Origin of the sequence: Mucilaginibacter flavidus, assembly GCF_024055575.1 — a bacterium.
Taxonomy (GTDB): Bacteria; Bacteroidota; Bacteroidia; order Sphingobacteriales; family Sphingobacteriaceae; genus Mucilaginibacter; species Mucilaginibacter flavidus.
In genome coordinates this window covers 816,020-830,142 of record NZ_JAMXOE010000002.1, presented here as the reverse complement: position 1 = coordinate 830,142, position 14,123 = coordinate 816,020, and the positions used below count along the sequence as shown (strand labels likewise).

Here is a 14,123-nt window from a genome sequence, read left to right as displayed (position 1 = left end):
GTGTTTGGCCAGTAATTCAACCATCCTGCTCTTGAAATCGGAAGATAAATGCTGTACAATAACGTAAGAAACACCATCTAAGGGCGTATGATCAAAAAAAGAATTGATCTCTTCCATACCACCTGCAGAGGCGCCGATAGCAATTATATGGTGGGGGATAGCATTCAACATTACAGGATATTAAAGAGCGTGATTAAATTTTTAAAAAAAATTTAAAGAGCAGAAAAGTAAATAATATTAAATTTACAATTATATTTTTGAAAATGAGCAATTTATCGCTGTTTACAGAAGATTAGCGCTTCATATAGTGTTATATTACCGGGGTTAATATGGCCATCTCTTTTAAAATAAGCTGCACTTGGTAAAGAAGCGATTCCGCCTCCTATAAGATAAACCTTACGGTGCGGAATTGGATTGATGGAATTTTTATTGAGATCATTCATTTATATAATAATTGAATTGGTTTTTGTCTGGGCAAAAAGTAAAAGAATGGAACTTGAATTTTCATCGCTTATATTATTCGTTATAATCAATAATTAATTCGTTATTGACCGCCCAAACTCCCGGGGCATTCCATGCCATTCGTTCGGCCACTTCCTTTTGATAAAAAGAATGCACGATGCCGTTCAGCGTAACTCTATTGCCAGAAACATATACTTGTACATCCTGGTTGTTCATTGACCAGTTGCGCTCAATTGCACGTTCTATACCTGCTTTTTCAATATCGTCAGCATTGTCGGTTTCAATTTTAATATTGTTTGTAAGCACCTTTATACCATCAATATTACTTGCTGACTTTTGTGCAGCTTCTTTTTGATGGTTCCATTCCAATTTTCCATCCAATGTTACGCGACCGTTTTCGACTTCTACCTGTATTTTATCAAAGGGAATATCCCGGTTTGATTTTAACGCATTTAATACAGCTGTGGCGATTTCGCTATCGCTTTTTTCATCATCATTATTAAATTTGACTACGATTTTTTCGACTACAGCTCTAACTCCGGTTATTTTTTTTGCAGTAACTTCAGCTTGTGATTTCTTAATGTAACTATCAACAACTCCCGAAAGGGTGACTATGCCATCATTAGCATCCACGCCAATTTCCGCCAGTTTAAGCAATGGTTCCCATCTTATAGCATCCAGCACATCAATCTGTAGTTCACGGTTAGTTTTCATATATATCATTTTAGGAGATACCAAAATTTTGCCTTTGTAAAGGAAAGTAATTCTACCGGGCCAAATCAGTTTCAAGTGTTTTCTTAATGTCCTGGTATTCTTCATTTGTAATTTGCCCGGAAACAAAGCGTTTTTGCAATATGTCAAGCGGCGCATCTTTTCTCCTTCGCTGACCAGGAATATCATAAGGGGTAGCAAAGATCCAAAAGATCATAACCATCCAAATGAACCACCAAATGATATCCATTCCCCAAAAGTTGTAATTATACATCATGATTTGTTTATTTTAATGTGAATTGATAAGTACACAGTTGGGAGCTTTTCGATAGTCAAACGTTATTCAATGCTTTCTAATAGTTACATCATTCACACTTTTTGAAAATACCGGTAATGTAAAATCACTAAGTATGATTTTACATTACCGGCCATTTGTCCAATGGTACCATTGACCGCCCGGAGGAAATAATCTTTTGCAAGTGGTCAAATATTTCTTCGCGTACAGCAGCTCTTTCTTTCATCCATAGGCTTTCCATATTTCGCAACACTATTTTTTCATTTTCATCGATTTCCGCTTTGATACATTCGGTATGCAAATGGCCTATCGCAGCATTGAGGTCGTGAAAACGTCCTAAAACAATGGTGAAGGCATCTATATGATCGTAGCTGTCTAAGCTTGCATAAGGGAATAATGCACTGAACTCCATTTCAAGATAAGCCGATAGATGTAATAGGTTCTTCAAAAGTTCCCTAACCTCGTGAAAGGATTGATCCGCAGGAAAGACAGGGGCAAGCAGTTTTTCCAATCTGTCGCCCTCGGTGAAGATGAATTGCTGTATCGTTTTCTCCCTAAGGTGCTTCGGTAGTAACTGCAAAAGTTTTTCTTCTTCTTTTTTGAACTGCTTTGTCCCTTTGATCTGTTTATTAACCAATTCGATGTGGTGCAGAATCTGGTCAGCAATGATTTTTAAATAGGTTCCGGGAGGCACCATTAATTTCCTGTCCAATGTTTTTTCAACAAATTTTTGTTGCATTTGAAGGATGCGGATGACCCCTGCTATTTTATAAAGTTTGCTGATTTTTTGCGGGACTTTAAGTGCATGCTCATGATTTTTCTCAGCATTGATCAGCCGGAGACAGGCCGCTAATTTTTTTACTTTAACACGGAATAACCGAATATCGTCTTCCATCAAGTGCAACCGGAAGCTGTCAAAAGCAGTATTGATCTTTTCAAATCTCTTGTTGAGGATGTTTTCTATTTTTGATCGTTCCATGTTGCCTTTTTTTTTACTGTTTCAGCAGTTTCATCCAGGTAAAAATGCGGTTTTATCAGCCTTTACTGTTTTGTAATTCCATAAATTAGTTACATTATTCACACTTACCAGTCAGGTTTAAATGATCCTGTGGTTATTCATTTCAGCAATCTTTTTAAATATTGAATCAGTCCGCCGTTTTCCCAATCCCCTTCGTACTTTTCATTATTGATATAAAAGGACGGTGTTCCGCTCACTCCACTTCTTATCCCACTGTCAAGATCCGCTTCAATTTTCGATGTAAGTGCATGGCTTTGGACATCTTGTTCGAACCGGTCCATATCCAAGCCGATCTCTTCCGCATATGCGAACAACTCATTCCCGCTTAATTGAGCCTGGTTCTGGTATAGCAAATTATACATTTCCCAAAACTTGCTTTGTAGTGCGGCAGCTTCCGCAGCAAGCGCCGCGTCAAAGGCATCCGGATGTATGTCAGTTAAGGGAAAGTTCCTGAAAATAAAGACTAAATTTTTGCCAAGTTCCTGAAGAACTTCTTTTACAACTAGGTAAGAATCGCCGCACGATGAGCATTGGTAATCGCCTTATTCCAGCAGTGCTAAAGGTGCGGTATTGCTTCCCAGTATATGATCCTGTTTGGTAATGGCATTTTCAAGTCGTGTGCTCATATACATATTTATTACCTAAAATGAGATCTTAGCATCCAGGCCATTCCTTCATGGGTTTCCATCAGGCCGGTTATATAATCACTTGTTCCTGCGTCATGATAGGTATCAGCAAAAGGATTGATATTACCCCTGATAAATTCAATAATACTTTCATGATCCTCCAGCAATTCCTTAATAAATCCCGGACTATCATTTTTCCTGTCGCTTTGCTCCGTTAAGTGCGTAAGCTGAAGCAATTGGGTTAAGGTGGATGGGGCATAATGTCCTATTTTTCTGATACGCTCGGCAACGCTATCCATCAATTCGTCCAACTGTTCATATTGCTCTTCAAAAAAAATATGCATGGCATGAAAATCCGGCCCCTCAATATTCCAGTGTGCACTTCTTGTTTTTGTATACAAAACAAATTCATCTGCCAGCAATTTCGCTAATTGGTCAGCAACGGCTTGTCTGTCGATTTCCTTAATTCCAATGTTGATTTTCATGATAGGATTAATTTATAAAATAGATTTGCGTTTTTAATTTGATAGCTATTTCAGCAATCGTATGCGAAATGGTTTTCAATACTTGGCAAAGTTGCGGGCATCTGGATGATAAAACATTACTAAATTCCATAAATAAGTTACATGATTCACACATCATAGAAATCACAACCTCATAATTTGTTTCTTGGCCCGATATAGAAATGTGTGAATCATGTAATCTATTTACAGAGTTGTATAACAAATCAGCATTCTGCTCGCATCATATTTGTGCATAGAAAGATAATGCGCAAGAAAATTATAGACATCCATGATCTAAAACGTGAATTTCAGGTGGGAGGTGAGACAGTCAATGCCTTAGGGGAAGTGTCATTTACTATTGATACCGGTGAATTTGTTACAATAATGGGAGCAAGTGGTTCCGGGAAAACAACCTTGTTAAACATTTTGGGATGCCTTGATAAACCTACATCCAGAGACTACCTGTTAGATGGCGTTGAAATAAAAAAACTGTCAAGGGGTGAACTGGCAGAATTACGCAACCATAAAATAGGTTTTGTTTTCCAATTTTATAATTTATTACCCCGCACAACCGCTATAGCGAATGTGGAACTCCCCTTGTTGTACGATAAAAGGACAAATAGCAAAGGCCGGCATGAGCGGGCAATACATGCATTAGAGGCTCTAAAACTTGCTGACAGGTTTGAACATACGCCAAACCAGGTGTCAGGCGGGCAATAACAGCGGGTTGCCATTGCAAGGGCACTCATTAATAATCCTGTAATGATTTTAACGGAGGAAGCAACAGGGAACCTGGATACCTGTACATCTTATGAAATTATGGCCCTGATGCAGGAACTGAATGCCAAACATGAAAAACCATTGTATTTGTAACGCACGAACCGGATATCGCTTCCTTCAGCAGTCGTACGATTCAATTGCGCGATGGCCCTATACAATTTGATAAAACGCAACAATAACCCCAGGGCAAGCGAAAGCTGGGCTCGCTGAATTACCAGCCCTTGATACTTAACAACGCATTGATCCATTCTTGGCTCTTGCAGATCAAATACGGTTGCCCTTATAAACAGACATTAAGATTAAAATAAAATGAAAACGATACTATTCCCAACCGACTTTTCGGAAAATGCAATACATGCGGTTAGATATGGATATTATTTAGCGAGGCAAATCAAAGCCGACATTATTTTATGCAATGCAGTGATTATTCCGGCTGAAGCGCCCCAGGCGGGACTTGTGGTATGGCCGCTGGAGGAATCTGATATGCTTTTGAAAGAAAGTACAAATGAATTAGTTAAACTTAAATCGTCAATAGAAACAAGCAGGAATAAATCAGGTTTTCACCCCTCTATCAGGTATTTAAATGAAAGTGGTGCGCTTACAGATGTTGTCAATCGCATTATTGAAAATGAAACGGTTGATCTTGTAGTTATTGGAACACATGGCAGCAGCGGGTTAACTACATTATTATTAGGAAACCATAGCAGGAGTATGATTGATGGGGTGAACAGCCCCCTATTGCTGATACCGCCTGCCGCTAAACTATCGCCGGTAAAAAAAATAGCTTTTGCTACCGACTTTAAAAATCCGGAAGACGATATTATTTCAATTTCCTCATTGGTAGCACTGGCAAAGCCCCTCAACGCAGAAATATTACTTACACATATTTATGAAGAGTCGGACAGGTCACCTGAATTTCAGAAATGGATTAAACGATTCGTGAGTGAGCTTTCAACCAAAGTTCACTTTTCAAAAATAAAATATACGATGTATAAAAGCAATGGTGCGCAATCGGGTTTGGAATGGCTTTGCGACAACGGCAATATAGATCTTCTGGCAATGGTGCATCGTTCACATAATTTTATTGATAGCCTTTTCAGGGGAAGCCAGACTCAAAAAATTGCTGGTCAAATACCAATTCCACTATTGGTCTTCGCGGCGAAATCATAAACGCAATGGAAACCGATCAATACAAAACCTTTTGGCAATTTACTAAAGAAGCAGCTTTCAAAACGTTGGCTACCGGTCAAAATGGACTGGATGACCATGAAGCAGCCAAAAGAATAAAAAAGTACGGCGCGAATACGATGAAAGTTAATTCCCGGTATTCAGTTATTCTTTTGTTTTTATCACAATTTAAAAGCCCGGTTACCATCATGCTGATCGTTGCGGCGCTGCTGTCCGCATCATTAGGTGATGTATTGGATACCACCATCATTTTAACTATCGTTCTGATCAGCAGTATTCTTGGTTTCTGGCAGGAAAAAGGCGCAGCAAACGCCGTGAAAGAATTGCTTAAAATGGTACAGTTGCACTGTGATGTTTTAAGGGGTGGAAAGAAAAAGGAAATAACAGTCGAAGAGGTAGTTCCCGGCGATCTTGTTATTTTATCAGCAGGTGATCTCATACCCGGAGATAGTTTATTGATAGAGTCCCAGGAATTATTTGTTGATGAGGCGGCATTTACAGGCGAAACCTACCCTGTTGAAAAGTTTTGCGGCGAATTACCGGTCGATACCCCGCTGTCAAAAAGAAGCAATGCATTATTTATGGGCGCACACGTGATAAGCGGCAAAGCCACCGCCTTGGTAATTAAAACGGGAGCTCAATCAGAGTTTGGCAAGATCTCAGCGGGATTACAGTCAAAGGCACCTGAAACAGATTTTGAAAAGGGCATCCGTAAATTTGGTTATATGCTGATGCAAATCACCTTATTGATGGTGTTCATTATTTTTGCTGTCAACGTATTTTTGCACAAGCCGGTACTGGATTCATTTTTGTTTTCCCTGGCATTAGCGGTAGGGCTTACCCCACAATTGCTCCCCGCTATTATCAGTGTTAATCTTTCAACAGGTGCAAGGCGCATGGCAAAATTACAGGTCATTGTAAAGCGGCTGTCATCCATTGAAAATTTGGGGAGCATGAATATCCTTTGTTCAGATAAAACAGGAACAATAACCGAGGGTAAGGTGAATTTGAAGGATACTGTAAATGTAGATGGCGCACACAGCGACAAAGTGCTTCAATATGCCTGGGTAAACGCCGCCATGCAGCAGGGTTTTCACAATCCAATAGACACGGCTATTTGTGACGGTTATAAAGGTCAGAAAAGTACTTTTACTGTTCAAGCAGAAATCCCCTACGATTTTATACGCAAACGGTTGACAATCCAGGTCAAAAATAAAACACAGAACCTCGCTATTACCAAAGGGGCTTTAAAAGTCATTTTATCTATATGCACCCTGGTTGAAAACGCTGAGGGGAAAGTAGTGAGCATTGAGGACAAAAGGAAAGCTATCCTTCAGCAATATGACAAATTAAGTGAAGCAGGCTTACGCACCTTAGGAGTCGCTTATAAACCCGGGAACGCTGCCCATAATTTTACCCGGGAAGACGAAAAGGAAATGACCTTTTTGGGTTTTGTCACCTTATATGATCCGCCTAAAGCCAATGTGGCCGAGATTTTAGGTAACCTGAATAAACTGGGAGTGCAACTCAAGATCATCACCGGCGATAATGCCCTGGTAGCAAAGAGCCTGGCCTTACAGATCGGCATTAAAAAACCACAAATAATCACCGGGGCAATGCTTCAAAAAATGAGTAATGCTGCCCTTGTCCACCAGGCACCGCTAACAGATATATTTGCGGAAGTAGAACCCAATCAAAAAGAACGGATCATTTTGATGCTCAAAAAGACCGGAAATGTGGTTGGATTTATGGGTGACGGTATAAATGATGCCACGGCACTCCATACAGCTGATGTGGAAATCTCTGTGAATACAGCAGTTGACGTAGCAAAAGAAGCAGCAGACATTGTTCTATTAAGCCAGGACCTTGATGTGCTCACAAAAGGAATTATTGAAGGCCGCCGTACTTTTACAAACACCATGAAATACATTTTCATGGCTACCAGTGCTAATTTTGGTAATATGTTCAGCATGGCCGGGGCTTCGTTATTTCTGCCATTTTTACCGTTGTTGCCAAAGCAGATCCTTTTAACCAATTTATTAACTGATTTTCCGGAAATGGCCATATCCACTGATAGGGTTGATGATATAAATATACAGTCGCCACAGCATTGGGACATGCGTTTCATCAGGCGCTTCATGCTCACTTTTGGTTTATTAAGTTCAGTATTTGATTATGTAACTTTTGGCGTTTTATTACTTTTATTACACTCAAAAGAAAAGGCATTTCAAACGGGCTGGTTTATTGAGTCTGTTATTTCTGCCATCTTAATTGTATTGGTTGTACGTACCAGGTTACCTTTTTTTAAGAGCCTGCCTGGGAGATATTTATCGGCGGCCACCATTTTTATTTTATTGCTCGTATTGGTTTTACCCTTAACTCCATTATCATCGTTGTTTGGGTTTATTAAAATACCTGTGTCACTCTATGCGTGGATGATATTAGTAATTATCTGTTATGTAGTAGCAGCAGAACTTGTTAAAAGATGGTTTTACCGAAAAATAAACAAAGTACCAACAATGTAATTTTGAGCATCCTTCGGCTTTGTTGGCATTAAAGGTTAAGCATAGTGAACTATTTGTTTTATTAATGTGTGAATGATGTAACTTTTAACTAATTCGTGTAACGCAAATTGACATAAGTATACTGACATTTGGGTATGTTAAATAGTAAATATTCCCTTGACACCATTGAACTTGTAATAAATATCTTGCCACATATTTAGGGGTATACGCCAAAATTGGGAGGAAGAAGAGATCTTAGGGTCAAATTGGTATTGGTAGCGAATTAGGAGCTGGAAGTAATTATCGGTTTAATTATTTCTTGAAAAATTAAGCCAATAATGAGACATCCATAGTATTATTTTTCTTTTTTCATTACCGGTTTAATTTATTCTAATTATCATAAACAATGTTATTGACCGACGCTTGTAAACCTGCCATTGTTTCACTACAATCATTACCAGGTAACAAAACCCCGAAAGGTATAGATAAGACCATCCCGCAATCTTTAGTTTTTTATATACCCGAAAGCGAACCTCCGGTAAAAATACAAACCACCCTGGCATTACTTGAAATATTCAAGATAAAATTCAATTTCTTAACCCAGATACATCATACAAAAGTGATGAAGGTAAATTATGGAAATAATAATGCCATTTACAAAGTTGTTCTTTTTAGCATTCTTAGCCCCGGTGCATCAATTTGTTGGCTTGAGCATTTGTTTCAAGGCTGGATTATGCTTTTGGGAAACAATATTGGTGAAGGTTTGAAAGAGGCCATAACTTCTGCCATCGAATACCAGGAAGAATTGGCTTAAGACAAAATATATTTAATTGTCTTCATAATTGGTGGATAAAAGGCAAAAACTATCCTTGACGTTATTAAAATTAAGCATGGAAATACTTCTGGAAAACTTATTAAACATTATCCGTGAAAAATGTTCATCTGGCTGGGAACTGCATGTATTTGGCGATCACATCATTGTCAATGTTATGGATAAAGAAAATAATTTCAGATCAGCCTACGTCACAATAAAGCAGGACATAACGCTATGTGTAAAGGAGCATTTTCCTGAAAGAAGTACTAATATATTATTCGAGGTAAGGAACGGTTCTTGGAACTGTAGTTTTAAAATAGGAAAAACTATGAATGAATCCTAAATGAGCTACGCTTATGGGTCATTCAACTATATAATGTATCAGTATTAATAATTATATATCGTTTCATTAATAACAACGGCCAGTATTTTAGGTTATTCATTATAGCTTCATTTAGAAGTCTTAAAATGGAGCTACAAGAATTAAAGAAAGTGGCGCTTATTGTAGCGCATCCCGATGATGAGACCTTATGGGCAGGAGGAACGATGTTAAGCGAATCTTCGTGGCAATGCTTTGTAGTTTGCCTTTGCAGAAAAAACGATAAGGATCGCGCACCTAAATTCTATAAAGCATTAAGTGTTTTAGGAGCCAGTGGTACAATGGGGGATTTGAATGACGGCCCGGAACAACAGCCTTTGCCGGAAAACGAAGTGAAGCAGGCTATACTTCAGTTAATCCCGGATATTCATTTCGACTTGATCATTACGCACAATCCCGATGGAGAATATACCAGGCACCTCAGGCATGAAGAGGTAAGTAAAGCTGTAATTAATTTATGGGACGAAGGTGAGTTAACAACAAATGAACTTTGGACATTCGCTTATGAAGACGGTGACAAAGCTTATCTTCCCAAAGCTGAAATACAGGCCACTTCTTTTTGGCATCTTCCCAAAAAACTATGGGATTTAAAATACCGCATCATAACACAAACTTATGGATTTGATAAAAGCAGCTGGGAAGCTAAAACAACGCCTGGCGATGAGGCTTTCTGGCATTTTTCAAATACTCAACAAGCAAAAAAATGGTTAGCAAAAAAGAGGATAACATCATGAAGGTACTTTTATTATATGATTACCCGGCTTCACCCGGAGGATTGGCAACCCAGGGAAGTTTACTTTACAAAGGGCTTTTGGAAATGGGTGTCAATGTTCATGCTGTTCATTATGAATCGGATTTGGAAAAAGAGTGGTACTACAGGTGGTTTAAGCCGGACGTAGCAGTTGGCATCGGTTATTGGGGCCACACACCGCATTTAATACTACATCCGCAAAAATTCGATATTCAGCCTGTTCCCTGGTTAGTGGCCGATGGTTATATCGCCAATTATCAGGACGTGCTGAATAAGCTTCCGCTTATTTTGGTGACGTCTAACTGGGTTAAGGAAATGTATGTCCGTGATGGAATAAAAGCGGATAATATTGAAGTATTGCCGGTGGGATGTAATACAGATACTTTTAAATCTTACCCAAAAAATGATCCTGAAGTTTTAGCGGTAAGAGATTCCCTGGGAATTAAACCCGACCAATTGATGATTCTTACCGTTGGTGGCGATGCGGCATCCAAAGGAGCGCGGGAAGTGATGCAGGCGCTGGCCCGCATTGACGATCAGGCACCGGATTGGATGTACGTTTGTAAAACATGGCCTCAGCCCCGTACCTCGCAACAAAACCAGGAAGATATGCAACTGGCCAAAGAGCTGGGTATTGATAAAAAAGTAATTTATGCAACAAGTATTACTTCAAGGGATTTTATGCCATACCTGCTCGGGGCATGTGATATTTATGCAGGCCCGTCACGCCTAGAAGGTTTCGGTATGCCGCAGGTGGAAGCGGGAGCCTGTGAAAAACCAGTTATAGGGATCAATGCCATGGGTATGCTGGATACTTTGGTGGATGGTGAAACAGCTTTCCTTGCAAGTATAGCGCAACATATTGTTGTGAATGAGGTTACTATAGGTGATGAATGCGGATTATCAGAAAAACGCAAGGTTATTTTTGACGAACCACGTACAATTGATTACCGGGCCAGTGTGGAAGATATCGCAAAATACTTAATTCAACTCATGAAGGATCCCGCTTTACGCCAAAAAATGGGAAAAGCGGGTAGAAACCGGGTAGTGACAAATTTTGATTATAGGTTAGTCGCAAAAAGGTTTATGGAGTTGATTGATCAAAAAATCAGGTAAAAATAAATGAGATATGGAAAGTGCTGATTGGGAAGAGATAAAAAAAGCCAGGTTTGCGGCTGTTGAAGTATTGCGCCATAATGCGAACGGACCTTTTGACGGGCTTCCGCGTACTGCCGGCTGGGGTTATCCAGAGCCTTATACCAGGGATCTGATGATTTCTATATTGGGTGTCGCGGTTACCGGAGATTTGGAGCTTATAGAAACTATAAGAAGGGTATTGGAGACTTTGGCAAAAAACCAAACCGTACATGGTCATATTGCTTCTCTTGTTCATGATAATGATGACCGCGGAGCAAGTGATACAACACCTTTATTTTTACTAGGTGTTGGGATATATAGAAATCTGACTGGAGAAGCAAATTTTTTAGAAAAAGCAGTAGGCAAATCATTACAATGGATGGAATACCAGAGCCCCGACGACAGGTTCCTGGTTGCACAACAGCCTACCAGTGACTGGCGCGATGAACAATGGGTTATTGGCTATGGCCTATATGTAAATGCATTGGTTTATGCCTACTTGCTTTTGCTTGACCAAAGTGAAAGGGCCGCTGAACTTAAAAATCAAATTAATAAACTTACTATTGACGGTGGCTTTATACCTCATCACATACATGAAGGACTTGCAGAAAGAAATAAACCTTACTATGCTTTCTGGTCATACAAAGTATTTAGCAGTGACCGGTTCGATTTGCTGGGTAATTGCCTGGCCATATTATCGGGCTTAACGTCCATATCACAGGCTAAAGAAATCATTGTTTGGATAGAGGAGGAATGTAAAAACATGATTGCGAAAGGAGAGTTGGTTGTTGAGCTACCTCCTAATTTTTTTCCTTTTACCCTACCGGAAGATGCCGACTGGCACCCTAGATATAAAATGTTTAACATGCCCGGTAATTACCATAATGGTGGAATATGGCCATTTATCTGCGGTTTTTATGTTGCAGCACTTGTGGCTGCGGAAATGTACGACCTGGCCAAAGAAAAGTTAATAGCGTTAACCCAACTGATCAGAATTTCTAACGACAAAAACCTGGAATTTGGCTTTAATGAATGGGTAAAAGCGCAGGATGGTAAAGTAATGGGGCAGGACTGGCAAACATGGAGCGCTGCACTTTATATTTATGCGGTAAAATGCGTCGAAGAAAGAAAAACACCTTTTTTTGACGAGATTAGGACATAAAGGGATAATCATAAAATTGTAATTGACGCACAGCTATGAAATTCTCATTTATTAATGTGTGAATGATGTAACTTATTCAGGAATTTGTGTAACACTGGTTAACCTAAGTGTACTCACCTTTGGACAATAATATTTATCATAAATATATGTCCATTCAAACTATTAATCCGAACACAAACAAGCTGGTCAAATCTTTTGAAGAAATGACTGACGAAGCGGTTAACAACGCCGTTGCACAGGCTGAAAAAGCTTTTAGCAGTTGGAGAAAAACCAGTTATACGGAACGTTCACAATTGCTTAATAGGGTAGCTCAATTGATGCGGGGAGAGAAAAATCTCCTTGCCGAAATGATCACCTTAGAAATGGGCAAACTCATTTCGCAGGCTGAAGGGGAGATAGACTTGAGTGCTAATATTATCGAATATTACGCCAATCATGGTGCCGCGTTCCTTGCTGACAAAACGCTTGATCCTTTACTTGGAAGAGCTTTTATACGCCATAGTCCGATAGGAGTATTACTTGGCGTTGAACCCTGGAATTTCCCTTTTTACCAGGTGGCCAGGTTTGCAGCCCCCAATATTATGATTGGAAATACTGTTTTGGTTAAACATGCGTCAAATGTACCCCAATGTGCCATCGCTATTGAAAGGCTGTTTAAAGAAGCCGGCGCACCTGCCGGCCTTTACACCAACCTTTTAATGTCGGGCGAACGCGCCTCGGAACTGGTTGCTGATGAGCGAATAAAGGGCGTTTCGCTAACAGGAAGCGAAGCGGCAGGAGCAAGTATAGCATCCGAAGCAGGAAAATATTTAAAAAAATCAGTTTTGGAATTGGGCGGAAGCGATGCCTTCATCATTCTTGAAGACGCCGATATCGATAAAGCGGTTGAATGGGCCGTGGTTGGTAGAATAAACAACAACGGTGAATGCTGTGTAGCCGCTAAACGGTTCATAGCAGTTGAATCAATTGCCGACGAATTCCTATCAAAGTTCACCGATAAAATGGCTAAACTTAAAGTAGGTGACCCAATGGACCGCACAACAGAACTGGGACCTTTGTGCAACGAAGCTGCAGCAGTACAATTGGCCGACCAGGTCAATAGATCGGTAACTGCCGGAGCCAGGGTACTACTCGGTGGAAACCGTGTTGATCGTCCAGGTGCTTTTATGGAACCTACTATTTTAACTGATCTGCACCCCGGTATTCCAGCCTATCACGAAGAATTGTTTGGACCGGTAGCCTCTTTTTATCGGGTGAAGGATGAACAGGCTGCAATAGACCTTGCCAATGATTCTGACTTTGGATTGGGCGGTTCAGTATTTACGCAGGACATTGAACGGGGGAAACGTGTAGCTGATCAGATTGATACCGGCATGGTATTTATCAATCATCCAACCTGGACACAAGCGGATCTTCCATTTGGCGGCACAAAAGGTTCTGGCTATGGCCGTGAATTATCCGAGTTGGGTATCAATGAGTTTGTAAACAAAAAGTTAATCAGAGTAAGTGAACTTTCAGATCCTTTTTAAGCTATTCGTTTCAGTGGAATAGAAACAATCTTAACAATAATTTCTTGGCGATTTTTATTGTGCGATATCTGTAGGTGTAATTTCTTTAACATCATATTAGACGAAATTCATGTCATGTTTAGTGCAAACAAAACAGCGTTTTTCCTGTCTAATTAAGGATATAACATGATGAAATTTAGGGTCATAAATCACAAGCCATGAGAAATTATTGCGGGTTGTTCAAGTTTGGTTTGATTATATTGATTTTGTTTTTTACTGTGGATG

Annotated in this window: 15 protein-coding genes and 1 pseudogene; 9 read left to right on the top strand and 7 right to left on the bottom strand. The window is 39.7% G+C overall.

Features of this window, described 5'->3' with window-relative positions:
- From NAF19_RS30725 to NAF19_RS07840, 7 genes and pseudogenes are all read right to left on the bottom strand, one after another.
- Positions 1 to 171, bottom strand: a 171-nt coding sequence (locus tag NAF19_RS30725; protein WP_370362861.1) for a chemotaxis protein CheB, incomplete at its 3' end; no start/stop codon positions are given.
- A 101-nt stretch (positions 172 to 272) separates the two neighbouring features.
- Positions 273 to 443, bottom strand: a complete 171-nt coding sequence (locus tag NAF19_RS07865) for an oleate hydratase (protein ID WP_252789279.1) — start codon at positions 441 to 443, stop codon at positions 273 to 275.
- Between the two features lie 73 nt (positions 444 to 516).
- Positions 517 to 1,176, bottom strand: a complete 660-nt coding sequence (locus NAF19_RS07860; protein WP_252789277.1) for a BON domain-containing protein — start codon at positions 1,174 to 1,176, stop codon at positions 517 to 519.
- A 52-nt stretch (positions 1,177 to 1,228) separates the two neighbouring features.
- The gene (locus NAF19_RS07855; protein ID WP_252789276.1) at positions 1,229 to 1,450 is read right to left on the bottom strand and encodes an SHOCT domain-containing protein; all 222 of its coding nucleotides are present in this window, start codon (positions 1,448 to 1,450) and stop codon (positions 1,229 to 1,231) included.
- Positions 1,451 to 1,589: 139 nt separating this feature from the next.
- Positions 1,590 to 2,447 (bottom strand): CHAD domain-containing protein, encoded by an 858-nt coding sequence (locus NAF19_RS07850; RefSeq protein WP_252789274.1) that lies wholly within the window; start codon positions 2,445 to 2,447, stop codon positions 1,590 to 1,592.
- A gap of 137 nt (positions 2,448 to 2,584) precedes the next feature.
- Positions 2,585 to 3,013, bottom strand: a pseudogene (locus tag NAF19_RS07845) (DsbA family protein); the annotation flags it as partial.
- Between the two features lie 110 nt (positions 3,014 to 3,123).
- Positions 3,124 to 3,597 (bottom strand): Dps family protein, encoded by a 474-nt coding sequence (locus tag NAF19_RS07840; RefSeq protein WP_252789272.1) that lies wholly within the window; start codon positions 3,595 to 3,597, stop codon positions 3,124 to 3,126.
- 282 nt (positions 3,598 to 3,879) lie between these two features.
- Between NAF19_RS07840 and NAF19_RS07835 the strand changes: the two genes are divergently transcribed.
- From NAF19_RS07835 to NAF19_RS07795, 9 genes are all read left to right on the top strand, one after another.
- Entirely contained in the window at positions 3,880 to 4,335 is a 456-nt protein-coding gene (locus tag NAF19_RS07835) for an ABC transporter ATP-binding protein (RefSeq protein WP_370362851.1), read from the top strand.
- Between the two features lie 369 nt (positions 4,336 to 4,704).
- Positions 4,705 to 5,565 carry a universal stress protein gene (locus NAF19_RS07830; RefSeq protein WP_252789270.1) on the top strand — a complete coding sequence of 287 codons (861 nt, stop codon included), beginning with the start codon at positions 4,705 to 4,707 and terminating at the stop codon, positions 5,563 to 5,565.
- A 5-nt stretch (positions 5,566 to 5,570) separates the two neighbouring features.
- On the top strand, positions 5,571 to 8,108 hold the full coding sequence (mgtA, locus tag NAF19_RS07825; protein WP_252789268.1) for a magnesium-translocating P-type ATPase: 2,538 nt from the start codon (positions 5,571 to 5,573) through the stop codon (positions 8,106 to 8,108).
- Positions 8,109 to 8,493: 385 nt separating this feature from the next.
- Complete coding sequence (locus NAF19_RS07820) at positions 8,494 to 8,901, top strand: hypothetical protein (RefSeq protein ID WP_252789266.1); 408 nt, start codon at positions 8,494 to 8,496, stop codon at positions 8,899 to 8,901.
- Between the two features lie 76 nt (positions 8,902 to 8,977).
- Positions 8,978 to 9,244 (top strand): hypothetical protein, encoded by a 267-nt coding sequence (locus NAF19_RS07815; RefSeq protein ID WP_252789265.1) that lies wholly within the window; start codon positions 8,978 to 8,980, stop codon positions 9,242 to 9,244.
- 125 nt (positions 9,245 to 9,369) lie between these two features.
- A complete protein-coding gene (locus tag NAF19_RS07810) occupies positions 9,370 to 10,014 on the top strand; it encodes a PIG-L deacetylase family protein (protein ID WP_252789264.1) in 645 nt (214 codons plus the stop codon).
- A complete protein-coding gene (locus tag NAF19_RS07805) occupies positions 10,011 to 11,147 on the top strand; it encodes a glycosyltransferase family 4 protein (RefSeq protein WP_252789263.1) in 1,137 nt (378 codons plus the stop codon). The genes NAF19_RS07810 and NAF19_RS07805 overlap by 4 nt, the downstream gene beginning before the upstream one ends.
- Before the next feature lie 13 nt (positions 11,148 to 11,160).
- Positions 11,161 to 12,330 carry a glycoside hydrolase 100 family protein gene (locus NAF19_RS07800; protein ID WP_252789262.1) on the top strand — a complete coding sequence of 390 codons (1,170 nt, stop codon included), beginning with the start codon at positions 11,161 to 11,163 and terminating at the stop codon, positions 12,328 to 12,330.
- A 146-nt stretch (positions 12,331 to 12,476) separates the two neighbouring features.
- Positions 12,477 to 13,859, top strand: coding sequence for an NAD-dependent succinate-semialdehyde dehydrogenase (locus NAF19_RS07795; protein ID WP_252789261.1), 1,383 nt, complete (start codon positions 12,477 to 12,479; stop codon positions 13,857 to 13,859).
- Positions 13,860 to 14,123: the final 264 nt, after the last annotated feature.